This window comes from Polaromonas sp. JS666, from assembly GCF_000013865.1.
Taxonomy (GTDB): Bacteria; Pseudomonadota; Gammaproteobacteria; order Burkholderiales; family Burkholderiaceae_C; genus Polaromonas.
This window is the reverse complement of sequence record NC_007948.1, coordinates 2,506,478-2,529,809: the sequence shown is the minus strand read 5'-3', so window position 1 is coordinate 2,529,809 and position 23,332 is coordinate 2,506,478. Positions and strand designations below refer to the sequence as shown.

At 60.2% G+C, this 23,332-nt stretch carries 19 protein-coding genes and 1 tRNA gene; 6 read left to right on the top strand and 14 right to left on the bottom strand.

Going from position 1 to position 23,332, the window contains the following annotated elements:
- Positions 1–42 precede the first annotated feature (42 nt).
- The 7 genes from infB to BPRO_RS12025 form a co-directional block, all read right to left on the bottom strand.
- Complete coding sequence (gene infB / locus BPRO_RS12055; protein WP_011483343.1) at positions 43–2,949, bottom strand: translation initiation factor IF-2; 2,907 nt, start codon at positions 2,947–2,949, stop codon at positions 43–45.
- A gap of 28 nt (positions 2,950–2,977) precedes the next feature.
- A complete protein-coding gene (gene nusA, locus BPRO_RS12050) occupies positions 2,978–4,498 on the bottom strand; it encodes a transcription termination factor NusA (protein WP_011483342.1) in 1,521 nt (506 codons plus the stop codon).
- 22 nt (positions 4,499–4,520) lie between these two features.
- Positions 4,521–5,123: a ribosome maturation factor RimP gene (gene rimP, locus BPRO_RS12045; protein ID WP_011483341.1), complete on the bottom strand. Its 603-nt coding sequence runs from the start codon at positions 5,121–5,123 to the stop codon at positions 4,521–4,523.
- A 483-nt stretch (positions 5,124–5,606) separates the two neighbouring features.
- A complete protein-coding gene (locus tag BPRO_RS12040) occupies positions 5,607–7,298 on the bottom strand; it encodes an ABC transporter ATP-binding protein (protein WP_011483340.1) in 1,692 nt (563 codons plus the stop codon).
- A complete protein-coding gene (locus tag BPRO_RS12035) occupies positions 7,295–8,323 on the bottom strand; it encodes an ABC transporter permease (RefSeq protein ID WP_041388782.1) in 1,029 nt (342 codons plus the stop codon). The genes BPRO_RS12040 and BPRO_RS12035 overlap by 4 nt, the downstream gene beginning before the upstream one ends.
- Before the next feature lie 97 nt (positions 8,324–8,420).
- Positions 8,421–9,455 carry a microcin C ABC transporter permease YejB gene (locus BPRO_RS12030; RefSeq protein WP_011483338.1) on the bottom strand — a complete coding sequence of 345 codons (1,035 nt, stop codon included), beginning with the start codon at positions 9,453–9,455 and terminating at the stop codon, positions 8,421–8,423.
- A gap of 139 nt (positions 9,456–9,594) precedes the next feature.
- Positions 9,595–11,442, bottom strand: coding sequence for an extracellular solute-binding protein (locus tag BPRO_RS12025; RefSeq protein ID WP_232291528.1), 1,848 nt, complete (start codon positions 11,440–11,442; stop codon positions 9,595–9,597).
- 120 nt (positions 11,443–11,562) lie between these two features.
- On the opposite strand from BPRO_RS12025, the gene fabI reads away from it, so the two are divergent.
- Positions 11,563–12,360, top strand: a complete 798-nt coding sequence (fabI, locus tag BPRO_RS12020) for an enoyl-ACP reductase FabI (protein ID WP_011483336.1) — start codon at positions 11,563–11,565, stop codon at positions 12,358–12,360.
- Positions 12,361–12,471: 111 nt separating this feature from the next.
- Here fabI and BPRO_RS12015 read toward each other — a convergent pair whose 3' ends face one another.
- Complete coding sequence (locus BPRO_RS12015; RefSeq protein ID WP_232291527.1) at positions 12,472–13,281, bottom strand: GNAT family N-acetyltransferase; 810 nt, start codon at positions 13,279–13,281, stop codon at positions 12,472–12,474.
- Positions 13,278–13,625, bottom strand: a complete 348-nt coding sequence (locus BPRO_RS12010; protein ID WP_011483334.1) for a GFA family protein — start codon at positions 13,623–13,625, stop codon at positions 13,278–13,280. Before BPRO_RS12010 ends, BPRO_RS12015 begins: the two co-directional genes overlap by 4 nt.
- Before the next feature lie 279 nt (positions 13,626–13,904).
- Here BPRO_RS12010 and BPRO_RS12005 point away from each other — a divergent pair, with 279 nt between their 5' ends.
- Positions 13,905–14,825, top strand: coding sequence for a DNA ligase (locus BPRO_RS12005; protein WP_011483333.1), 921 nt, complete (start codon positions 13,905–13,907; stop codon positions 14,823–14,825).
- A gap of 28 nt (positions 14,826–14,853) precedes the next feature.
- On the opposite strand, the gene BPRO_RS12000 is transcribed toward BPRO_RS12005, so the two are convergent.
- Entirely contained in the window at positions 14,854–17,148 is a 2,295-nt protein-coding gene (locus BPRO_RS12000; RefSeq protein WP_011483332.1) for an arginine/lysine/ornithine decarboxylase, read from the bottom strand.
- Between the two features lie 193 nt (positions 17,149–17,341).
- On the opposite strand from BPRO_RS12000, the gene BPRO_RS11995 reads away from it, so the two are divergent.
- The 4 genes from BPRO_RS11995 (at position 17,342) to BPRO_RS11980 (ending at position 19,334) form a co-directional block, all read left to right on the top strand.
- Complete coding sequence (locus tag BPRO_RS11995; protein ID WP_011483331.1) at positions 17,342–17,770, top strand: NfeD family protein; 429 nt, start codon at positions 17,342–17,344, stop codon at positions 17,768–17,770.
- Positions 17,771–17,867: 97 nt separating this feature from the next.
- The gene (locus BPRO_RS11990; RefSeq protein ID WP_011483330.1) at positions 17,868–18,779 is read left to right on the top strand and encodes an SPFH domain-containing protein; all 912 of its coding nucleotides are present in this window, start codon (positions 17,868–17,870) and stop codon (positions 18,777–18,779) included.
- 25 nt (positions 18,780–18,804) lie between these two features.
- Positions 18,805–19,179, top strand: a complete 375-nt coding sequence (locus BPRO_RS11985) for a DUF2237 family protein (protein WP_011483329.1) — start codon at positions 18,805–18,807, stop codon at positions 19,177–19,179.
- Positions 19,180–19,244: 65 nt separating this feature from the next.
- Positions 19,245–19,334, top strand: a tRNA-Ser gene (locus BPRO_RS11980).
- A 341-nt stretch (positions 19,335–19,675) separates the two neighbouring features.
- Here the strand turns inward: BPRO_RS11980 and BPRO_RS11975 are convergent.
- The 4 genes from BPRO_RS11975 to BPRO_RS11960 form a co-directional block, all read right to left on the bottom strand.
- Entirely contained in the window at positions 19,676–20,806 is a 1,131-nt protein-coding gene (locus BPRO_RS11975) for a branched-chain amino acid ABC transporter substrate-binding protein (protein ID WP_011483328.1), read from the bottom strand.
- A 229-nt stretch (positions 20,807–21,035) separates the two neighbouring features.
- A complete protein-coding gene (locus BPRO_RS11970) occupies positions 21,036–21,365 on the bottom strand; it encodes a hypothetical protein (RefSeq protein WP_011483327.1) in 330 nt (109 codons plus the stop codon).
- Entirely contained in the window at positions 21,362–21,799 is a 438-nt protein-coding gene (locus BPRO_RS11965) for a DNA polymerase III subunit chi (protein WP_011483326.1), read from the bottom strand. Before BPRO_RS11965 ends, BPRO_RS11970 begins: the two co-directional genes overlap by 4 nt.
- Complete coding sequence (locus tag BPRO_RS11960) at positions 21,796–23,319, bottom strand: leucyl aminopeptidase (RefSeq protein ID WP_011483325.1); 1,524 nt, start codon at positions 23,317–23,319, stop codon at positions 21,796–21,798. The genes BPRO_RS11965 and BPRO_RS11960 overlap by 4 nt, the downstream gene beginning before the upstream one ends.
- Between the last annotated feature and the right edge of the window lie 13 nt (positions 23,320–23,332).

Below are 23,332 nucleotides of genomic sequence, written 5' to 3'. Positions count from 1 at the left end.
GGCAGCCAGCCCCGAAGGGCCGGTCGACTGCCAGTATTTTGCTTACAAGGTACGAGCCACTTCCTTGATCTCGAAGAACTCCAGAATATCGCCTTCCTGGATGTCGTTGTAGTTCTTGATGTTCAAGCCGCACTCAAAGCTTTCCTTGACTTCCTTGACGTCGTCCTTGAAGCGCTTGAGCGAGTCGAGTTCACCCGTGAAGATGACCACGTTGTCACGCAACAGGCGCAACCGGGCCGTGCGGCGAACAATGCCCGCGGTGACCATACAGCCGGCGATCGAGCCGATCTTGCTGACCTTGAACACCTGGCGGATCTCGGCGGTACCAATGACTTCTTCCTTCTTGTCGGGCGTCAGCATGCCTGACATGGCGGCCTTGAGCTCGTCCACAGCGTCATAAATGATGTTGTAGTAGCGAATGTCGATGCCATTGTTCTCGGCCTGTTTGCGCGCCTGCGCGTCGGCACGGGTGTTGAACCCGATCAGCACGGCTTTGGACGCAATGGCCAGGTTCACGTCGGATTCAGAAATACCACCGACGCCGGAGTAAACCAGCTGAACCTTGACCTCATCGGTCGAGAGCTTGAGCAGCGACTGCGCGAGCGCCTCCTGTGAGCCCTGCACATCGGCCTTGATGATGATGGGCAGCATCTTGACCTCGCCGGCCGAGATGTCGGAAAACATGTTTTCCAGTTTGGAAGCCTGCTGCTTGGCCAGCTTGGTATTGCGGAACTTGCCGGCGCGGTAGGTGGCGATTTCGCGGGCGCGGCGCTCGTCCGTCATCACCATGAATTCGTCACCGGCCTGAGGCACTTCGGTCAGACCCTGAATCTCCACCGGAATGGAAGGACCCGCGGTCTTGATCGGTTTGCCGTTCTCGTCGAGCATGGCACGCACGCGGCCATAGGTCGAGCCGGCCAGCACCACGTCACCGGTTTTCAGCGTGCCGGACTGAATCAGCACGGTAGCGACCGGGCCCCGGCCCTTGTCGAGCTGGGCTTCAATGACCAGGCCCTTGGCCAGTGCTTCCACCGGCGCGCGGAGCTCCAGCACCTCGGCCTGCAGCAGCACCTGCTCCAGCAGCGTGTCGACACCTTCGCCGGTACGGGCTGATACGCCCACGAATGGAGATTCGCCGCCAAACTCTTCCGGAATGACTTCTTCGGTGACCAGTTCGCCCTTGACCCGGTCCATGTTGGCATCAGCCTTGTCGATCTTGTTGATCGCCACCACGATGGGAACGCCGGCTGCCTTGGCGTGCTTGATAGCCTCCTTGGTTTGCGGCATCACGCCGTCATCAGCGGCCACCACCAGAATCACGATATCGGTCGCCTGCGCGCCACGGGCACGCATGGCGGTGAACGCCTCGTGACCCGGCGTGTCCAGGAAGGAGATCATGCCGCGTGGCGTTTCCACGTGGTACGCACCAATGTGCTGGGTAATGCCGCCGGCCTCACCTGCGGCCACTTTCGCGCGGCGGATGTAGTCGAGCAGCGAAGTTTTTCCGTGGTCGACGTGACCCATGACGGTCACCACCGGCGCGCGCGGCAGCGCTTCTGCCTGCTGGCCCTGCACGTCGTCGTCGGTGAACGCTTCCGGATCATCCAGCGCGGCGGTAATCGCCTTGTGGCCCATTTCCTCCACCACGATCATGGCAGTGTCCTGGTCCAGCGGCTGGTTGATGGTGACCATCTGGCCGAGCTTCATCAGATGCTTGATCACCTCAGAGGACTTGACGCTCATCTTGTGCGCCAGTTCCGCCACGGTGATGGTCTCGGGCACATGAACCTCGATCACCTTGAACTCTGTGGGCGCGACGAAGGTGGACTCGGGACGGGCATCGCGATCGTTGCTGCGACGGCCACGCGGGCCGCTGCGGAAGTTTCCGCGTCCGGGAACCGCCGTCGCACCACGGCTGGGAATGCCCTTTTTCTTGGCGGCGTCGTCTTTCCAGGTCGAAGAAAGGTTCTCCGACTTGACTTCCTTTTTGCCTGCAGCACCCGGTGCACCCGGTGCTCCCGCCGCTGCGGCGGGCTTGGCTGCGCCTGGCGCAACCGCTGGCTTGTGCAAGGTGCCCTTGATGGCGGCCTTGGGATCCACATGCGGAACCAGTACGCGCTTGGGCGCAGACATCATTGCCCGAATTCCCGCGGCTTCGGCCTCGGCCTTGCGACGACGTTCCTGCAGGTCCTGTGCCTTGGCGGCATCGGCCTGGAATTCTGCCGTGGCCTTGGCCTTGGCAGCGGCCTGTACAACTGCAGCATCGGCAGCCTTGGTGGCGGCCGCTTCTTCTGCGACCGCTGTCTCGGCTGCAGCACGGGAAGCCTCGGCGCCGGCAGGCTGGGCCACTTCCTTGGCCTTCCCGGTCACGGGCTTGGCTTTTTTGGCGGCTTCAGCCGCCTCGGCGGCTGCCTTGGCGCTTTCCGCCGCAGCCTGGCGTTCCAGTTCGCGGGCGGCTTCTTTGGCATCCAGCTCTTCCCGCAAACGGCGCTTTTCTGCCAGTTCTGCTTCCTGGCGGCGCAGCAATTCGGCGTGGCGGCTCGCTTCTTCTTCACGGCGAATCAGTTCGGCGTCATCAATCACGGGAACCTGCGGCGCAGCCACCACTTCAGGTTGAACTTCCTCGGCAGGCAGGTCAGAGCCGTCCTCTCGCTTGACGAAGGTTCGTTTCTTGCGAACCTCCACCTGGATGGTACGAGCCTTGCCCGTGGCGTCAGCCTGCTTGATCTCGGTGGTGGATTTCTTCACCAGCGTGATTTTTTTTCGCTCGGCCGTCACGGTGCCATGGCTGGCCTGCAGATAGCCAAGCAGCTTCTGCTTGTCGACTTCTGACAGGTGGTCGCTGGCCTGCACCTTGGCGACGCCCGCGCTGGTCAACTGCTCGATCAGGGTGGCGGTGGGTTTATTCAATTCAGCTGCGAATTCAGCGACGGTAGTGGTACTGGACATATTTTGTTTTCCTGGCTGGCCTCCATGATCATTGCTCTTGGGCCGTTGCAGGTGCAGCGGTGTCACTTGCGTCATTGGTAAACCAATGGGCGCGAGCAGTCATGATCAGGGCCTTGGCTTCGTCCGCAGACTGGCCGGTGATATCGGTGAGTTCGTCCACAGCCAGATCGGCCAGGTCGTCGCGGGTATGGACACCCGCTTCGGTAAGTTTGGCGATCAGCTCGGGCGTAATGCCTTCAACGTCACGCAGGTTCTGCGAAACACCTTCGGCATTTTCTTCCTTGGCGATTTCCATCGTCAACAGTGCATCTTTGGCGCGGGTGCGCAACTCATTGACCGTGTCTTCATCAAACGATTCGATCTCGAGCATTTCCTGCAGCGGCACATACGCGACTTCTTCCAGGCTGGTGAAGCCTTCGGAGATCAGGATGTCGGCGATTTCCTCGTCCACATCAAGCTTTTCCATGAAGAGCTTGCGGCTGGTATCGGTTTCGGTCGCCTGCTTCTGGGCCGACTCGTCGGCCGTCATGATGTTGATCTTCCAGCCGGTCAGCTCTGCAGCCAGGCGCACGTTCTGGCCACCGCGGCCGATCGAAATGGCCAGGTTTTCTTCGTCGACCACGACGTCCATGGCGTGGCGCTCTTCGTCCACCACGATGGATGACACATTGGCAGGCGCCAGTGCGCCAATCACGAACTGGGCCGGGTCTTCGCTCCACAGCACGATATCGACGCGTTCGCCGGCGAGCTCATTGGTCACGCCATTGACACGGGTGCCGCGAACCCCGACACAAGTGCCGATGGGATCCACCCGCTTGTCGTGCGACAACACGGCGATCTTGGCGCGCGAACCGGGGTCACGGGCGCAGGACTTGATCTCTAGCAGGCCCTGCTCGATCTCGGGCACTTCCTGGCGGAACAGCTCGATCATGTACTCTGGGGCGGTGCGCGACAGGATGATGGGGGCACCGCGCAGGGTGGTGTCGACCTCCATGATCATGGCGCGGACGCGGTCTCCGGCACGCAGATTTTCCTTGGGGATCATGTCGCTGCGACGCAGCCGCCCCTCGACACGGCCAGATTCGACAATGATGTCGCCCTTGTCCATGCGCTTGACGGTGCCGACAAAAATCTTGTCGCCGCGCGACATGAAGTCGTTGAGCAGCATTTCGCGCTCGGCATCGCGGATTTTTTGCAGGATGACCTGCTTGGCGGCTTGTGCGCCGATGCGACCGATAGGCAGACTCTCCACCGGTTTTTCGATGTAGTCGCCTTCTTCAATGTCGGGAATTTCTTCGCGAGCGTCGCTCACCAGCTCTTCGGCTTCCGGATTTTGCAGGCCGGCTTCATCAGGCACCACCAGCCAGCGGCGGAAAGTCTCGTAATTGCCGCTGTCACGGTCTACCACCACGCGGATGTCCACGCCGTCTTCGTACACCTTCTTGGTGGCCGAGGCGAGCGCAAGCTCGACAGCCCCAAAAACGACGTCACGTTCAACATTTTTCTCACGCGAGATGGCATCAACCAACATCAACAGTTCGCGATTCATTTCACAAGCCTGCCTTTCTAAATTATTTCTCTGAAGATTTATCCGCACCAGGGACAATTTTGGGTTTTCGGCCCTTGAAATCAACCACTGGCGCCAGTCGCGCCTGGTGAATTTCGTCGAGTGTGAAACCCAGCGCCTGCAGGGGTGCGGGAAGTTTCTTTTTGCTGACTTTCTGGCCCGGTTTGACGGGGGGCTCGTCGCTCCATACGATCTGCCAGCCGGCAACGCCATCCTTGGGCGCAGCCCGCTCCAGCGTGCCGCGGAATTTCTTGCGGTTGGCCGACACGGCCGAACCGGCGCTGGCAGCCACACCAATCGGCGCTTTGAGGGTGATGTCAACCAATTCACCGGCAAAACGCTCAAAATCTTTTTCGTTGCGCAGAGGCCTGTCAATACCCGGCGAGCTGACTTCCAGCCGCGAATAATCGGCACCTTCGACTTCCAGCACAAACTGTAGCTGGCGCGTGACCTTCTCACAGTCTTCCGCATTGATGAACTGCTCAGCACCGGAAACGTAGGGCATGTCAATCGTGACACGCAGCAAGCCACCGCCGGTACGCTCGATTTCCACCAGCTCGTAACCCAGTCCCGTGACAGTCTGCTCAATCGTTTCTTGCAAGGCCATTCAGTTGTCTTAAAACCAGTCTGTAAAAACAAACGCCCAAAAAAAATGGGCGGTGAAAACCCGCCCATTTGGTCGTGAAGCGCATATTGTAACTCGGACAACCCTTCCGTGCAAACAAATTTCGTGCCTGATTTGATCAGGGCAAACCCCTTTACGCCTTCGCGCCTTTTCTTCACGTCTTCTCATGCCTATTACGCGACTCCGCCGACAACAGGCAATGAGCCCAAGCAATGAGCGCGTTCGGACTACGCGCGACCTGGCATTCGAGCCATCCCGGGAACTGTCCCGACCGTGAATCTTCGCCGTGAATATTCGGACTTTACCGCACCGACTGCTGGGCCAGACCGTGGCAGGTCTGGCTGGCTACTCCATATCCGCCCCTCCTCCGAACGCATGGAATATATTTTATTAAAAATTCCATACATATCAAATAGATATATTGATTAGTTAAAGTAATTTATAAACATAAATCCGGGTGCAAGCTCAGGCCTGCGACACCAATACCTGCGTGTAGGGATGATGGGGCCTGTCCAGAACGTCCAGCACCGCGCCGGATTCCAGCACCTCACCGTCTTTCATCACCATCACCTGATGGGCCATCGCACGGATCACGTCCACGTCATGCGTGATCAAAAGATAGCTCAAGCCCCGTTCGCGCTGCAGCCGCTGAAGCAGCGACAAAACCTGCTTCTGGATCGTCACATCGAGCGCGCTGGTCGGCTCGTCCAGCACCAGCAAGCCGGGATGGATGATCAGCGCCCGTGCAATGGCCACCCGCTGCCGCTGCCCGCCCGAGAACTCATGCGGATACCGTTGCAGCAAGCCCGGAAACTGCGCCTCGCTCATGCCCACGTCCGCCAGAGCTTGCGACGCCCGCTCCCGCATTTCGAGCTCGTCCAGCGAGGGCTCATGGACACGCAAGCCTTCCTCCACGATCTCGCCCACCGTCATGCGCGGTGAAAGGGAGGAAAACGGGTCCTGAAAAACCACCTGAACCGCACGGCGAATCGCCTTGTTGCTGGCGCCATTACGGCTCCAGGACTGCCCTGCCGCCTGCAAGGTACCGGAAAACGGCAGCAGGCCGAGGCTGGCGAGGGCCAGAGTTGACTTGCCGGAACCCGATTCCCCGATGACCCCCAGCGTCTGACCGGGTGGAATATCGAAGGTGGCATCCTTTACAGCCACAAACCCACCGCTTTTGAACCAGCCCCTGAAACCCGGAATGGCGACCGGATAGGTCACGGAGACACGACTGGCCTGCATCATCAAAGGCCCGCCCGGCCCGAAGTCCACGCCCTCGCTCACATTGCGCACCGGCTTGCTGTCGATCAATTTACGGGTGTAGGCGTGCTGCGGATCGGCAAACACCTCCGCGACGGTGCCCTGCTCCACCAGATATCCGTTTTCCATCACCGCCACCCGGTCCGCAAAGCGGCGGACGAGGTTGAGGTCGTGCGTGATCAGGAGCACCGCCATGCCGTTTCGCTGCTGCAACTCGCTGAGCAGGTCCAGAATCTGGCCGCGCAAGGTGACGTCCAGTGCGGTTGTCGGCTCGTCAGCCAGCAGCAGCTTGGGCTGGCAGGCCAGCGCCATCGCAATCATGGCCCGCTGGCGTTGCCCACCAGAGAGCTGATGGGGAAATGAGCGCGCCCGCCTGTCAGGCTCCGGAATGCCGGTGTCTGCCAGCAATTTAATTGCCATCGTCACAGACTCTGCAGGGGTCAGGCCGCGTTTTAGCTGGACAACCTCGGCAATCTGGTCCCCAACGTTGAACAGGGGATTCAGGGCCGTCATCGGCTCCTGGAAGATCATCGCAATATCCCGGCCGCGAATGCCGCGCAACTCGGCTTCAGGAAGGGAAAGCAGATTCACCGGCCCTTGCAGGCCCTCTGTTGCGGCAAACCGGGCCTGCCCGCTGATGCTGGCGTTTTGCACCAGCCGCAGCAGGCTCAGGGCCGTCACCGTCTTGCCCGAACCGGACTCGCCTACCAGGGCCAGTTTTTCTCCGGGTGCGATGGAAAAATCAATTCCATGCACGACTCTTTTGCCGGCAAAGGAAACGCTGAGGCCGTCGACTTTCAGCAGCGGATGGGCAGGCGCGGAAGATCCGCCACCCGTCGCGAAGCCCCCATCGGGCGGCAGCGCTGGATGCACAGTGACAGGCGTGGGGGTCATAGCTCAGCCTTTCGGGGATCCAGGGCATCGCGCAAGGCGTCGCCCATGAAGGTCAGCAGCAACAGCGTGACGACCAGCACGGCAAATGTCGACATCGAAATCCACCAGGCATCGATGTTCGCCTTGCCCTGGTTGAGCAACTCGCCCAACGAGGGCGTACCCGGGGGCACGCCCAGGCCCAGGAAATCCAGCGAGGTCAGCGCCAAGATCGCCGCGCTCATGCGAAAGGGCAAAAACGTCACCACAGGCGTCATGCTGTTGGGCAGGATGTGCCGCCACATGATCTGCAGATTGCTCACGCCCAGGGCCCTGGCTGCGCGCACATAGTCCATCTGGCGGTTGCGCAAAAACTCGGCGCGCACATAGTCGGACAATCCCATCCAGCCAAACAGGCTGAGGAGAAACAGCAGCAGTGCCACGCTGGGCGCAAACACCGCGCTGAAGATGATCAGCAAATAAAGCTCGGGCATGGAGCCCCAGATTTCCATGAACCGCTGGAAGGCGAGGTCTGTTTTGCCGCCGGCATACCCCTGAACGGCCCCGGTGATCACGCCGATCACCACGCCAATCACTGTCAGTGCCAGACCGAACAGCACGCTTAATCGAAAGCCATAGATCAGCTGCGCCAGCAGGTCGCGCCCCCGGTCGTCCGTGCCCAGCAGGTTGTCGCGTGAAGGCGCCGAAGGGTTGGGTTCTTTTGCAAAATAGTTGATCGTGCGCGGGCCGTAAGGGTTGGGCGGGTACAGCGCCCAGTTGCCCCCCTGCCCCAGCTTCTCGCGGATGAAAGGGTCCAGGTAGTCGGTGGGCGTTTCAAAGTCGCCGTCAAAGGTCTTTTCCGAATAGTCCTTGAGCAGCGGAAAGTAATACTCGCCCTTGTAGTGGGCCACCAGCGGCGTGTCGTTGGACAGCACCTCGGCGAAGAGGCTGAGCACCACCAGAGTCGAAAACAGGATCAGGCTGTAAAACCCAAGCTTGTTGCGGCGAAAACGCTTCCACGCCCGCCGACCCGGACTAAGACTGACCACAGAACGGTTTTCACCAAGGCCGCCGCGGATCGGGCTCCGCCCGTCCGCCAGCGGCGCCCCCTCGGGGGGGAGGCGGCCAACGGCCGCTTCGGGGGGGTCAGTCAAATTTAACACGCGGGTCTACCCAGACATAGCAGAGATCGCTGACCAGCTTGGTCACCAGGCCGATCAGCGTGAAGAGATAGAGCGTGCCCAGCACCACGGGGTAGTCCCGCCGGATCACGCTCTCATAGCTGAGCAGGCCCAGGCCGTCCAGCGAAAACAGGGTTTCAATCAGCAGCGAACCGGTGAAAAAAGCTCCGATAAACGCGGCGGGAAACCCTGTGATGATGGGAATCAGCGCATTGCGAAACACATGCTTCCAGAGCACCTGCCGTTCACTGAGTCCCTTGGCCCGGGCCGTCAAGACGTACTGCTTGCGAATTTCTTCCAGGAAGGAGTTCTTGGTGAGCACCGCCGTCACGGCAAAACTGCCCAGCACCATCGCGATGATGGGCAGGGTGATATGCCAGAGGTAGTCGGTGATCCGTGCGCCCCACCCCAGGGATTCCCAGTTGGGCGAGGTCAGCCCGCGCAGCGGAAACCATTGCAGTTGCCCGCCAAACACCACCAGCAGCGCCACGCCGAGCACAAAGCCCGGTATGGCATAGCCGACCAGCACGATGAGCGTGGTGACAAAGTCAAAGCGCGTGCCCGCCCGGACCGCCTTGGCCACCCCCAGCGGCACCGCGATCAGGTAGCTGATGAAAAAGGTCCACAAGCCCAGGCTGACGGAGACCGGCAGCTTTTCCTTGACCAGTTGCCAGACATCCTTGTGCTGGTAAAAACTGTTGCCCAGGTCAAAGCGGGCAAAACGCCCCAGCATCTGGAAAAAGCGTTCGTGCACCGGTTTGTCAAAGCCGTACAGCGCCTTGATTTCTTCAATGCGCTGCGCGTCCACGCCCTGCCGCCCGCGGTAACCGGCACCCGATGCGGCAGCGCGCTCGCCGCCGGAGTCACGGCCCTGCAGCTGCGCCACCATTTGCTCCACCGGCCCACCGGGCACGAACTGCACCATGACGAAGGTCAGAAGCAGCACGCCCAACAGGGTGGGAATCATCAGCAGCAGGCGCTTGAGAATGTAGCTGGCCATGGTCAACCTTTCGAGCGTACTTGAAGTGAGCGCACGAACGATCCCTTCAAGCAGGGGCCGCGGGGCTGGCTTTGCCAGACCGCAGGCGCAGCGGCCCCCATGGGGGGCAGCGCAGTACACGCAGTGACAAGCGTGGGGGTCATTTACTCCACCAGGTGCTCATGGCCCAGGTGTCCGCCTGGTAATACGGCGGAATCGTCTGCGGCAGGACAAAGCGACCCGGGCGGTAGCCGATCAGGAACGCATCGCCGTAGTACTGCGGCACCGAGTAGTAGCCGTGGGTCAGCACGCGGTCCAGCGCGCGCATGGCGGCACCCAGTTCAGGCCGGGTTTTGGCGGTCACGACTTTTTGCAGCAGGGCATCGACCGCCGGATCGGCAATGCCCCAGACGTTCGAGGAGCCCGGTGTCTGGGCCGCCTTCGAGCCAAACAGCTCCAGCAACTCGCCGCCCGGTGCGGTACTGCCGGGCAGGCGCAACGTGGTGACTTCGAAGTCAAAAGCATCCATCTTCTGTTTGGACAACGAAAAATCCACGACCCGGTATGTCATGGTGATGCCCAGCTTTTCCAGCGCTTTCTGGAACGGCCCGACGATGCGTATCAGGGAGGGCTGGTCGTTCAGGAACTCCATCGTGAAGGCCTCGCCCCTGGTATTGCGCAGCGCACCGTCACGGTAAGTCCAGCCGGCCTCGCGCAGCAACGCCTGGGCCTGGCGCAGGTTCTCGCGCAGGCTGCCGGGCGGCGTGGTGCTGGGCGACACGGGTACGGCGCCGAACACCTCTGGTTTGAGTTGGGCGCGCAGAGGCTGGAGCAAGGCCAGTTCATCCGGTTTGGGCAGGCCCTCCGCGTGAAACTCGCTGTTGGGAAAGTAGCCGTCCACGCGTTTGTAGATGCCATAGAACAGCTGCCGGTTCATCCACTCGAAATCCAGCGCCAGGCCGATCGCCTTGCGCACCCGCACATCCTGGAACTTCGGATTGCGCAGATTGAACACATAACCCTGGAAGTCGCCGGGGTTGCGATTTGGAAATGCGCGCTTGACCAGTTCGCCCGAGGTGAACTGCTTGCCGGTGTACTGGCGCGCCCAGTTGCGCGAGATGAATTCGCGCAGGAAATCGAACTCACCGGCCTTCAGGCCCTCGAAGCGGGAGGTTTCGTCCAGGTAAATCTTAAAGCTGATGAGGTCAAAATTGAACTGCCCCTTGCGTGTCGGCAAATCCGCACCCCAATAGGCCGGGTCCCGCACATAGGTGATGTCACGGCCCATGGCCGGATTGGCGATTTTGTAGGGCCCGGAGCCTATGGGTATTTCCGAAACGATCTGGTCGAAAGGCTTGCTGGCCCCGTTGACCTTGCCTCCCTCCCGGCCCCAGCCCCGGCTGAACACCGGCATTCCGCCGACGACCAGCGGCAGTTCGGGATTTGGCGTCAGGAACTCAAAGCGCACGACGCGCTCCGAGACCACAGTCACCCCCTTGACTTCAGCGTAAATCGTGCGGTACTGGGGCGCGGCAAGTTTGCTGATGAGCTGGGTGTACGAATGCAGCACATCAGCCGCCAGCACGGGCGTGCCATCGTGAAAACGTGCCTTGTTGTTGATACGAAAGGTCGCCGACAATTTGTCTGCCGCCACCTCCACGTCGTCAGCCAGCAATCCGTAGGCCGTTGTGGGCTCTTCGGAGTTGCCGGTCAGCAGGCTTTCAATCAGCAGGATTCCCAGCCCGTAGGGGGCAGTTCCGCGCAGCGTGAACGGGTTGAACTTGTCAAAGTTGGTGGGCCGGGTGGGCGGCACCATGCGAATCTCGCCCCCCTTGGGCGCAGCCGGGTTCACATAATCAAAATGGGTAAAGCCCGGCGGGTATTTAATGTCGCCAAACTGGGCGTAGGCATATGCAGCCCGGGAAGCCGGCGCGAATAAAGCAAGGCCGACCAGCAGGGTCGTCATCAAAGCAATCACCAGCGCCCGCAAAAAAGACAAATCCCGCATGCGACAATTCTGCACTACTTCACGTCGGCAACGGTTGGCGGCCAGCAGGTAAGCCAGCTGCCCCATTCAATGCAACCAACCGCTATCGGCCGATCCACTCGTACACACTGGAGCACAAGCATGGGTTTTCTTACCGGCAAAAAACTGTTGATCACGGGCGTGTTGTCCAACCGGTCCATTGCCTACGGCATAGCCAAGGCGTGCCACGCACAAGGCGCCGAACTGGCCTTCAGCTATGTCGGGGAGCGCTTCAAGGACCGCATCACGGAGTTTGCCGCCGATTTTGGCTCCAAACTCATCTTTGACTGCGACGTCGGCGACGACGCCCAAATCGAGAAGCTGTTTGCCGACCTGGCCAAGACCTGGCCGACGTTTGACGGCTTTGTTCACAGCATTGGCTACGCACCGCGCGAAGCCATTGCCGGCGATTTCCTCGACGGCCTCACCCGCGAGGGCTTCAAGATTGCCCACGACATCAGCGCCTACAGCTTTCCGGCCATGGCCAAGGCGGCGCTGCCCTACCTCAACAACAAGTCGGCGCTGCTGACCCTGACCTACCTGGGCGCGGTACGTACCGTGCCCAACTACAACACCATGGGGCTGGCCAAGGCCAGCCTGGAGGCCTCGGTGCGCTACCTGGCCGAATCGCTGGGCCCCAAGGGCATGCGCGTCAACGGCATCAGCGCCGGCCCGATCAAGACCCTGGCCGCCAGCGGCATCAAGGGCTTCGGCAAGATTCTGAGCGTCGTCGCCGAAGCCTCACCCATTCGCCGCAACGTAACGATTGAAGACGTCGGCAATGTCGCTGCGTTCTTGCTGAGTGACCTGGCTGGTGGCGTGAGCGCCGAAATCACCTACGTGGATGGTGGTTTCAGCCACGTGGTGGGCGGCATCGCCGAGCCAACCGAAGCAGGCTGAACGCCACGACGGCGGGCTTGGCAGCCCGACTTGCTATCATTTTGATGGCAAACGGTGCCCACGCATGTAAAGCTGAGGGCCAAATCTACTTGTCCTTGACCTTGAACCCTGTCAAGCCCGGCGCCAATACTCGTAGCACCAGGCTGTCTCGAAACCCGCCCGCCTGTAGAGCGCCAGAGCTGGCGCGTTGCCGTCCTCCACCTGCAAGAAGGTACGCTCAATTCCTCTGTGGATCGCGGCATCAGCCAGCCCTGCCAGAACGCGCCCTGCCAGCCCGCGGCCCCGGCAAGCCTGGTCGGTGCGCATGCCGTGCACGCTGGACCATCCGTTGGAAAAGGCTGCGGCACCTGCGGCCACGGTGCGCCCACTCTCTCGAACGCTTGCATAGAGAGAGTCACGAGCCCGGCTCAGCGTTTTGACGCGACTTACGCCGTCAACGGGGTCGAAACCTTCACCCAGAAACAGGGCCGCCCACGCCTCGTCAGGTGAATGGGCCGTTTCCGCTGGCGTTTGCGTGGATACCGCACGCATATCGTTGACTGACGCCACCTGTACCAGCACCGGACGCGTCGTCTTGTAGCCGCGCCGTTTCAGCGCTCGCCGCAAGAGGTCGAAACACGGCTCTGTCGCAACACGAAAAATTGGCGGCAGGCCACGTGCCTCGTAGCGTGTCTCAATCTTGTCCAGCACGGTTTCATCACAGGCCTTATGTCGAAGCGGAACGGCACTTTTGGCTCGACTGACCGTTCCCCTGTCGAATGGCAACAGCCAGCCCTCCAGCTCCTCAAGGGCCTCGGGTGACACGGCGGCAATCGTTGCACGTTCTATGGTTTCTACATCGCTGGGGATCATGGTTGCTGGGTGAATGGCTGAGAGCTGGCAGGCGGGCCAGCCTGCCGGGAGCAAGGTTTTTTTGTTCAATAAGAGCGGCCGTCGAAATGTTCGACGGCAAGCGCAGCCAGGTCAATGTCTTCGAGGCAGCGGACATTGACAGCCGCCATGCGCTGGCCCGAAGGGTCGGCCCCTTCGCCATAGGGGTGGATGCCGCAGGTAGGGCAGAAACGATGCCGGATGGCGTGCTTGTTGAACAAATACGTGCTGGCATTTTCGTCAGGCGTTAGCAGGCGCAGTGTGTCCCGCTGAACGAACCAGAGAAGCGACCCCTTGCGCGAGCAGATGGAGCAATTGCACGCCAGCACCTTGGTGGGCTCGCCGTCAACTTCGAACGCGATCCGCCCGCAGTGGCAGCTACCTTTGTGTGTCATGGCCTGATTCCTTTCTTTCATGAGACGGCCCGCGGGGAGCCCGAAGTTCGAATTTTTACAACAGACTGGTACGTGTTGTACCGCATCACCTTGCCCAAATCCGGGTGGGGCATTTACACTGTACATACGTACAGCTTCAAGTCAAGTTCCGGCCATCAGCCGCACCCGCAGTCGACGGCCAGTCGCCAAAGCATTTCAAACACTCTTATTTTGATAGCTGATGGCACCCATTTTGCTTGGGCCATGTGTATGAATGACTCATAAACATCAGACGACCACATGCCCGCACACACGCCATCTGCCAACACCCGCCTGACCATTGCCCCCTTTCGCGCCCAGACGCTTGCGCTGCTGCTGGCGCTCGCCGGGCTGCTCACGCCTGCCCTGCCCTTGTTGGCAGCTGAGACAAGCCCGCCGCTGATGCTGGCCAAGGTTTATCACGTGGGTGTTTCGCTGGCCGATTACTGGGTCAGCGAAAAATACGATGGCGTGCGCGGCTACTGGGACGGTGAGAAGTTGCTGACTCGCGGCGGCGAGCGCATCGTGGCTCCGGCCTGGTTCACGGCGGATTGGCCCAAGGTAGCCATGGATGGCGAACTCTGGGCTGGCCGCGGCCAGTTTGCGAAAGCGGTGTCCACGGTACGCCAGCAAACCCCTGACGATGCAGCCTGGCGCGCCATGCGTTTCATGGTGTTTGACTTACCCGCGCAAGGCGGCCCATTCACCGAACGGATTCCCGCCTTGAATGGCGTGGTGAGCCGGATTGACCAGCCTTGGGTGCAAGCGGTCGCCCAATTCAAGGTGGCCAACCACCGGGCTTTGCAGAACCTGCTGGCCACAACCGAGAAACACGCCGGCGAAGGACTGATGCTGCACCGGGGCGCATCCCTCTACATGGGCCAGCGCACCGACGACCTCCTTAAGGTCAAAACCCATGAGGACACGGAAGCCCGTGTGGTCGCGCACATTCCTGGCAAGGGAAAATACGTCGGCGTTTTGGGTGCACTGCTGGTAGAGATGCCGGGGGTGGACGGCAAACCTGGACGACGCTTCAAGCTTGGCAGCGGATTCAACGACGAGCAACGCCAGAACCCGCCAGTCCTGGGCAGCACTGTCACCTACCGCTTTCGCGGCCTGAACGGCAGCGGCGTCCCCAGGTTTGCCAGCTTCATGCGGGTGAGAGAAGACCAGCCCGTCTGAAACGGGCGGCGCATGCACAATTGCCGCTTCAGCGGGCTTTCTTCACGCAGTCGGCGTAGTAGCGGACCTTGCCTTTGGCATCCACCTCTTCGACCAAGCCGTGGATATCGGTCTCGAACCCCGGGCATTGCGCGTTGAACTCACGGGCAAACTTGAGGTAATCAACTATTTTCTTGTTGAACACCTCGCCAGGAATCAGCAGCGGGATGCCGGGTGGGTAAGGCGTGACCAGCCCGACGGTGATGCGGCCTTCCAGCTGGTCGATCTCGACCCGCTCTGTCGTGCGGTGGGCAATGTGGGCATAGGCGTCACTGGGCTTCATGACCGGTGCGAGGTCACTCAAATAGACTTCGGTCGTTAACCGCGCGATGTCGTATTTGGCGTAAAGGGCATGAATGTGCTGACACAGGTCAGCCAGGCCCATGCGCTCGTATTTCGGGTACTTCTGGCAGAACTCGGGCAGGATGCGCCACATCGGCTGGTTCTTGGCGTAGTCATCCTTGAACTGCTGAAGCGCTGTGAGCAGGGTGTTCCAGCGGCCTTTGGTGATGCCGATGGTGAACATGATGAAGAAGCTGTAAAGCCCGGTTTTCTCCACGATCACCCCGTGCTCGGCCAAAAACTTGGTCACGATGCTGGCGGGAATGCCGGTTTTCGCGAATTTTCCATTGAGGTCCAGCCCGGGCGTGACAATGGTCGACTTGATCGGGTCGAGCATGTTGAAGCCTGTTGCCATCTGGCCAAAGCCATGCCAGTTATTGGCGCCGTTTTTGGCCCTCTTGGCACTGCGCGACTCACCCTTGATGATCCAGTCCTCGGCCAGGCCAATGCCCTCTTCCACCAGCTTGTCCGGCCCCCAGACCTTGAACCACCAGTCACTGCCGTATTCATCGTCGATCTTGCGCATGGCCCGGCGAAAGTCCAGTGCCTCGGCAATGCTCTCCTCGACCAACGCGGTGCCGCCGGGCGGCTCCATCATGGCGGCGGCCACATCGCAGCTGGCGATGATGCTGTACTGCGGCGAAGTCGAGGTGTGCATCAGGTAGGCCTCGTTGAAAAGGTGCCTGTCGAGCTTGGTGTTTTGCGAGTCCTGCACCAGCACATGGCTGGCCTGGCTGATGCCCGCCAGCAGCTTGTGAATTGACTGGGTTGCGTACACCACGGCATTTTTCGGGCGAATGCGGTTTTTGCCCATGGCGTGGTAGCTGCCATAGAAGGGGTGAAATGCAGCGTGCGGCAGCCAGGCCTCGTCGAAGTGCAGGTTGTCCACGTAGCCATCGAGCATGCCCTTGATGGTTTCGGTGTTGTAGAGCACGCCGTCATAGGTCGACTGCGTGAGCGTGAGCACGCGCGGCTTGACCTTGTCTGCATCGACACCCTTGAGCAGCGGGTTGGCCCGGATCTTGGCCTTGATGGCTTCGGGCTCGAATTCGCTTTGCGGAATCGGGCCGATGATGCCGAAGTGGTTGCGCGTTGGCTTCAAAAACACCGGGATCGCACCCGTCATGATGATGGCGTGCAGAATGGATTTGTGGCAGTTCCGGTCCACCACCACCACATCGCCCGGCGCCACGGTGTGGTGCCACACCATCTTGTTGCTGGTGGAGGTGCCGTTAGTGACGAAGAAACAGTGGTCCGCATTGAAGATACGCGCGGCATTGCGCTCGCTGGCGCCAATCGCGCCGTCATGGTCGAGCAGTTGGCCCAACTCCTCGACTGCATTGCATACGTCGGCACGCAGCATGTTCTCGCCGAAGAACTGGTGAAACATCTGCCCGACCGGGCTCTTCAAAAATGCCACACCACCCGAGTGACCCGGGCAGTGCCATGAGTACGAGCCGTCTTCGGCGTAGTCCAGCAGCGCCTTGAAGAAAGGCGGCTGCACCCCTTCGAGGTAGCTCTTGGCCTCACGAAGGATGTGGCGCGCCACAAACTCGGGCGTGTCTTCAAACATGTGAATGAAGCCGTGCAACTCGCGCAGGATGTCGTTGGGAATATGCCGCGAGGTTTTGGTTTCACCGTAGACGTAAATCGGCACGTCAAGATTCTTGCGGCGTACCTCCTCGATGAAGTTGCGCAGATTCAGCACGGCCGGATCCAGATCCGGGCCGGGTGTGAACTCCTCGTCATCAATTGACAGGATAAAAGCACTGGCACGACTTTGCTGCTGGGCGAACTGCGACAGGTCACCGTAGCTGGTCACGCCCAGCACCTCGAAGCCTTCGCTTTCAATGGCCTGGGCCAGCGCACGAATACTCAGCCCCGAGGTATTCTCGGAGCGGAAGTCTTCGTCAATGATCACAATCGGAAAGCGGAATTTCATGGGGATGGAAGCAGTTCATGGGCGCCCTGAACCTGTCGGAGGGCATGACGGAAACGCTCGGATGGGCATAGACAGGTTGAGCCCGAACGGTTTGACTGGCGAGTGCGAAGTGTAAGGAAATATTGTTGCTGTACGCTTGCGAGAGGGTCTAATTGCCCCAAAATGTAGCGCATCACCGACAAAAGGAAGAAACATGAGCGAATCGACCATCTGGTGGCTGCTGGCAGGTAGCGCGGTCGCGGTTGAGCTGGTCACCGGCACCTTTTACCTGCTGATGCTGGCCGTCGGGTTCGTCGCAGGCGCCATTGCCGCTCACTCGGGCCTTGCCATTATCGGCCAAATGGTAATCTCTGCTGCTGTAGGGGGTGGTGCGGTGGCCGCCTGGCACTGGTACCGCGGCAAGACCCCCGCCCCCTTGCCCGCAAATGCCAATCGGGATGTCAACCTGGATATTGGTGAGCCGGTACAGGTCGCGCAATGGAACTCCGATGGAACCACCACCGTGAAATTTCGCGGCGCCCTCTGGACCGCCATACCTGCCGACCCGGCCGAACCTGCCGCCACCGGAAGTTTTCGCATCAAGGAAATGCAGGGCAATCGTCTGGTACTTGAAAAGCTGTGAGGCGCTCTCGTAGCCTTTTTGTGCCCTGCTGCCGATTCGCCGGCCTGGCGGGCACCCGGCACACCAATTTGAATCAATCTAAATCAACGGAGGAAGCATGGAAATAGCACTCGTCATTCTGATCGTGGCTGGCATCTTTATCGTACGCAGCATCAAGGTGGTTCCGCAGCAAAATGCCTGGGTGATCGAGCGTTTGGGCAAGTACCACGGCAGCCTGACCCCGGGCCTGAACTTCCTGGTGCCTTTTATCGACAGGGTGGCCTACAAGCACAGCCTGAAAGAGATCCCACTGGACGTGCCGAGCCAAGTCTGCATTACCCGCGACAACACACAGCTGCAGGTTGACGGCATTTTGTATTTTCAGGTGACCGACCCCATGCGTGCCAGCTACGGCTCATCCAACTACATCGTGGCCGTGACGCAGCTGGCCCAAACCTCGCTGCGCTCCGTGATCGGCAAGCTTGAGCTCGACAAGACTTTTGAAGAGCGCGACATCATCAACGCGCAAGTTGTCGCAGCCATTGACGAAGCCGCGCTCAACTGGGGCGTGAAGGTCTTGCGCTACGAGATCAAGGACTTGACGCCACCCAAGGAGATTCTCCATGCCATGCAATCGCAAATCACCGCTGAGCGCGAAAAGCGCGCGCTGATTGCCGCCTCCGAGGGGCGCAAGCAGGAACAGATCAACATCGCCACCGGTGAGCGCGAGGCCTTCATCGCCCGCTCGGAGGGTGAAAAACAAGCGGCCATCAACAATGCGCAGGGTGAGGCTTCAGCCATCATGGCCGTGGCGGAAGCCAATGCAAGGGCCATCGAAGTGGTGGCCGCGGCCATCCGCCAGCCCGGTGGTGAGCAGGCCGTGCAGCTGAAAGTGGCCGAAAAAGCCGTCGAAGCCTATTCCAGCGTCGCGGGTGACGCCACCACGACCCTGATCGTGCCAAGCAACATGACCGAGGTGTCTGCACTGATCGCATCGGCCATGAAGATGGTGCAGTCCAGCAGGGCATGATCAATACTTCACTACAGGTACAGCCATGAGTGCAAAAAATGTTTTGGGCGGTGAGCTGGTCCCCTGCTCTTACGATCCGCTCACGGGCTACTTCCGGGACGGTTGCTGCAACAGCGATGCGTCCGATCTAGGCTCCCATCTGGTCTGCGTGCGGGTCACCCCGGAGTTTCTCGCGTTCTCCAGTGCGCGCGGCAATGACCTCGTCACGCCGCGGCCGCAGTACCGTTTTGCCGGACTCAAACCAGGCGACCGCTGGTGCCTGTGCGCCCAGCGCTGGCGGGAGGCCCTGGAGGCAGGCATGGCACCACCGGTGATTCTGGAAGCCACCCACACCAACGTGCTGGAATTTGTCACACTGGCGCAACTGGAAAAGCACCGGTTTCAGGGCGCTGTTCATTAAGCGCAGCTTTAAGAGCCGCCACATTCTGACAAGTCCTCTGGCACTGCTACAATCAAAGGCTTCGCGGAAAGGTGGATGAGCGGTTTAAGTCACACGCCTGGAAAGCGTGCGTGGGGTTATACCCACCGCGGGTTCGAATCCCGCCCTTTCCGCCAAAAACAAGTAAACACGGGGCCTCGCGCCCCGTTTTTTCTTTGCCTTTTTCGATCCCCCGCCTTCGCCTTTCCCGGCATTCCGGCCTTCTTCTCAACGGAGGGCCACCTTGATGGCCGGGAAGGCAATCCGCCAGTCCTGCGCGATTGCAGAATGTTTTTCTCGCCGTCATTTCCTCTCCGCCAACGCAGAAGACTGTCGAAGGCAAGGCAAGCCCATTGAACACGCCCTGCCCGGGACTGCGGCCGAGGATGATGGTCTGATCGCAGCCCGATAGCATCTAACGGTTGGACCCTCCAAAAAAAAGCCACCTTGCGGTGGCTTTTTCATGCGCGCGAACTGATCAGTTCAGGGCGGATTTCTTGCCATCTTTGTAAACATACAAAGTGATGGCGGGGTTTTTCAATTCGCCATTGGGCTCGAAAGCGATCGTGGTGGTCACGCCTTTGTAGTTGGTTTTGATCAACTCAGGGGTGTAGACCTTTGGATCGGTCGAATTGGCGCGCTTCATGGCGTCGACCAAAACGAAGGTAGCGTCATAGGTGTACGGACTGTAAACCTGGAACTGATTGGGGTACTTGGCGTCGTAACGCTTTTTCCAGGCTTCACCGCCAGGCATTTTGGCGAGCGAAGCACCGCCTTCAGCGCACACCACATTGTTGAGGGTCTTGGCGCCAGCAGCCAGCTTGGCAAGTTCGGACGTGCAGATGCCATCACCACCAAAGTACTTCACGTTGCCCATGCCGAGCTGCTCCATCTGGCGCAACATCGGGCCGCCTTGTGGGTCCATGCCGCCGAAGAAAATCGCATCGGGATTTTTCGACTTGACGGCCGTGAGGATAGCCATGAAGTCGGTGGCCTTGTCGGTGGTGAACTGCTCGTCAACCACGGTCATGCCTTTCGTCAAAGCCGTCTTTTTGAAGACTTCGGCAACGCCCTGGCCATAGGCCGTACGGTCATCAATGATGGCAACTTTTTTCAGTTTCAGTGCGTCAGCCGCGTAGAACGCCAGACCGGCGCCCAGCGCATTGTCGTTGGCAATGATGCGGTAGGTGGTTTTGTAACCGGGCTTGGTCAGGTTGGGGTTGGTCGCGGCACCCGTGACGTGGGGAATACCGCAATCGTTGTAAACCTTGGAGGCGGGAATCGTGGTACCTGAATTGAGGTGGCCCACCACACCGGCTACTTTGGAGTCGCACAGTTTCTGTGCAGCAGCGGTGCCCTGTTTTGGATCGGCGGCGTCGTCTTCCGCAAGCAATTCAAACTTGATTTTTTTGCCCCCAATGACAACGTTTTGCGTGTTCAGGTCTTCAACAGCCATCCGCGCACCGTTTTCATTGTCTTTACCGTAGTGAGCCTGCGAACCGGACATGGGCGCTACGTGGCCAATCTTGACCACGACATCCTGAGCTGAGGCAATGCCGGCCAAAGTTGCGAGTGCGGCCACTACTGTCAGTTTTAATTTCATTTGCATAAAAACACTCCGATTAGGAAATTACCGTTAAAGGTTGAGATCAATTTTTATAACTCAACGGGGCCGAACATAACGCAATTTCCGGGCCCGCACCATAGCAACGGCCCTAGGGTCATTTTGGATAAGGGGGTTTACCCGGGGAGCAGATTGTCTAATGCGCGACACTGCTTCATCGCCATGCTGCGTGACCGGCACAGGCACGAAAACCACCTTGCCCGGGCTGCCTGAACTAGGGCCGGCCCGGTGTTTTTGAGGCTTCCTGTGCCAACGCCTGGCTCACGGTTTCACGCAAGACCAATTCGATTTCGCCGCGCAGGCGGGGGGCCAGCGTCTGGGTCTGCTCCAGGATCAGTTGGCCGACAACTTCCCGCAAGCGTCTTTCCAGAATCAGGTCAACCCGCTGCATGACGCGTAGCACCACCCGCTCTTCGAGGCCGGACGAATCCAGCGGAGGCGCTGCGGGGGCTACCGGCTCGCTGGAGGTGCCCGCTGGCGCCGTGGGGCGAACCACCTCGGTCAGCGTTGGCACGAATCGCGGCGGCGTCGATGAGCTCCTCATGCGCCTCCCTTGGCCGTTGCAAGGTCGTGTCGCTTCATGGTGTAACCCCTGTCGGTGTAATGCTTCCATCGGCTGCGCGCGGCCAGACGCTCATCGTCACCCTGCGCAACCACCTCGATGAAGCGCTCAAAGCGCTCAAATCCCGCAGGAATGCCCTGCCCCAGATTGACCAGCACCTCATGACGGGCGCAGTCCTGCAGCGACTCGGCAAGCAATACCGGTGTCACGGCGAGGTTGTCCTCCCCGGCATCGCTGCGGCAATGCGGTACGAATTCCGTAGGGGAAAAGCTCCACAGCGATTGATCAAGCTGCGCCAGCACATCGGCCTCGGCCGTCACCACCACGCTGGCGCCGCTGAGATACGCCTTGCGCAGCAAACGGCAACCGTAGGCCAGCTTGTCGGGTACGTTGAAATGAAAGGCGATCTCGGTCATGCCCGGGTTCTGGAAACAGGCTTGCTTCTCTTGGCGGACCTGGCTTTGGGCTGTGCCTTGCGCGGGGCGGCCGCGGTGACCTGGCCCAGCAAATAGTCCAGCAGCAAGGGCACAGGCCGGCCGGTCGCACCCTTGGCCGCTCCGCCTTTCCAGGCTGTACCGGCAATGTCGAGGTGAGCCCACGGAAAACTGCCTGCAAAACGATGCAGGAACTTCGCCGCGGTCACGGCGCCACCCGCCCGTCCCGCCACGTTCGCCACATCGGCAAAATTCGTTTTCAGTCCTTCTGCGTAATCGTCGTCCAGTGGCATTCTCCAGCACGGGTCAAGCGACGACTCACCCGCGGCCGCCAGCGACTGGGCCAGTTCGTCATTGTTTGAAAACAGCCCGCTGCGGACGCCACCCAACGCGATGACGCAGGCGCCGGTCAGCGTAGCGATATCAACCACGGCCCTTGGCTTGAAGCGCTCCGCGTAGGTCAAGGCATCGCACAGCACCAGGCGACCTTCCGCATCGGTGTTCAGAATTTCAATGGTCTGCCCGCTCATGCTGGTGACCACGTCGCCCGGCTTGAGCGCCCGCCCGCCGGGCATGTTCTCAGAGGCCGGGATCAGCCCGACCACATTCAGCGCAGGCTGCAATTCGGCCAGTGCCCGGAACGTGCCCAGCACACTGGCTGCGCCGCACATGTCGAACTTCATCTCATCCATCTCGGCCGCCGGCTTGATCGAGATGCCGCCCGTATCGAAAGTGATGCCCTTGCCGATCAGCACGACGGGCGCCACCGACTTGGCAGCGCCTTCATAACGCAGCACGATAAAACGCAGGGGCTCCGACGTACCCTGGGCCACGGCCATGAAGGACCCCATGCCCAGTTTGGCGACTTCCTTGGGGCCCAGAACTTCCACCTTGATGTTGCGCAATCTCGCCAGTTCCCTGGCCGCCCCCGCCAGCAGGGTGGGTGTCGCATGGTTGGCGGGCCGGTTGGCCCACTCCTTGGCAAATTCAATACCCTTGACAAGCGCCAGAGCCTTGTCAAAACCCGGCCTGGCCACCGACAGCTCGTTCACGCCAATCACCACCCGCTGCAATTTGACAGGACTGACCTTGGATTTGGTGGTGCTGTAAACGTAAGCAGCCTCGCTGCAGGCCACCACCGCGGCCCGGACGATTTCTGGCTGCGCGTTGTTCATGGCGGCAAGACTGACGACGACCCGCTGCGTATTGCCGTTCTTCAGGTTTGCCATCGCTGCATTCACGGCGGTCCGGACATTTCGGGGACTGGCGTCGCCTACACCCGCCAGCACCACCCTCGTTGCCGCAATGCCCGGCGTACGGTAGGCGCTCAGCAGCTTGCCCGGCTTGGCCTCCAGGTCACCGGCCTTGAGGGCGAGTGCTGCGAGTGCGGACAGGGGGTCATCGCCTCCGGCGCTCAAATCCTGGGGTATCAGTACTAGCAGCGCATCGCATTTTTCGCTGCAAATACGGGCGAGGGGAAGCAGTTTGAGTTCAAAGTCCATAATTCAGGGTTGA

Bases quoted from the DNA above. Each gene is read 5' to 3' on its own strand.
- infB (WP_011483343.1), bottom strand. From the start codon at position 2,949: ATGTCCAGTACCACTACCGTCGCTGAATTCGCAGCTGAATTGAATAAA.
- fabI (WP_011483336.1), top strand. From the start codon at position 11,563: ATGGGTTTTCTTACCGGCAAAAAACTGTTGATCACGGGCGTGTTGTCC.
- BPRO_RS12005 (WP_011483333.1), top strand. From the start codon at position 13,905: ATGCCCGCACACACGCCATCTGCCAACACCCGCCTGACCATTGCCCCC.
- rimP (WP_011483341.1), bottom strand. From the start codon at position 5,123: ATGGCCTTGCAAGAAACGATTGAGCAGACTGTCACGGGACTGGGTTAC.
- BPRO_RS11970 (WP_011483327.1), bottom strand. From the start codon at position 21,365: ATGAGGAGCTCATCGACGCCGCCGCGATTCGTGCCAACGCTGACCGAG.
- BPRO_RS12025 (WP_232291528.1), bottom strand. From the start codon at position 11,442: ATGCGGGATTTGTCTTTTTTGCGGGCGCTGGTGATTGCTTTGATGACG.
- BPRO_RS11995 (WP_011483331.1), top strand. From the start codon at position 17,342: ATGAGCGAATCGACCATCTGGTGGCTGCTGGCAGGTAGCGCGGTCGCG.
- BPRO_RS12030 (WP_011483338.1), bottom strand. From the start codon at position 9,455: ATGGCCAGCTACATTCTCAAGCGCCTGCTGCTGATGATTCCCACCCTG.
- BPRO_RS11985 (WP_011483329.1), top strand. From the start codon at position 18,805: ATGAGTGCAAAAAATGTTTTGGGCGGTGAGCTGGTCCCCTGCTCTTAC.
- BPRO_RS12040 (WP_011483340.1), bottom strand. From the start codon at position 7,298: ATGACCCCCACGCCTGTCACTGTGCATCCAGCGCTGCCGCCCGATGGG.
- nusA (WP_011483342.1), bottom strand. From the start codon at position 4,498: ATGAATCGCGAACTGTTGATGTTGGTTGATGCCATCTCGCGTGAGAAA.
- BPRO_RS11975 (WP_011483328.1), bottom strand. From the start codon at position 20,806: ATGCAAATGAAATTAAAACTGACAGTAGTGGCCGCACTCGCAACTTTG.
- BPRO_RS12000 (WP_011483332.1), bottom strand. From the start codon at position 17,148: ATGAAATTCCGCTTTCCGATTGTGATCATTGACGAAGACTTCCGCTCC.
- BPRO_RS11960 (WP_011483325.1), bottom strand. From the start codon at position 23,319: ATGGACTTTGAACTCAAACTGCTTCCCCTCGCCCGTATTTGCAGCGAA.
- BPRO_RS11965 (WP_011483326.1), bottom strand. From the start codon at position 21,799: ATGACCGAGATCGCCTTTCATTTCAACGTACCCGACAAGCTGGCCTAC.
- BPRO_RS11990 (WP_011483330.1), top strand. From the start codon at position 17,868: ATGGAAATAGCACTCGTCATTCTGATCGTGGCTGGCATCTTTATCGTA.
- BPRO_RS12010 (WP_011483334.1), bottom strand. From the start codon at position 13,625: ATGACACACAAAGGTAGCTGCCACTGCGGGCGGATCGCGTTCGAAGTT.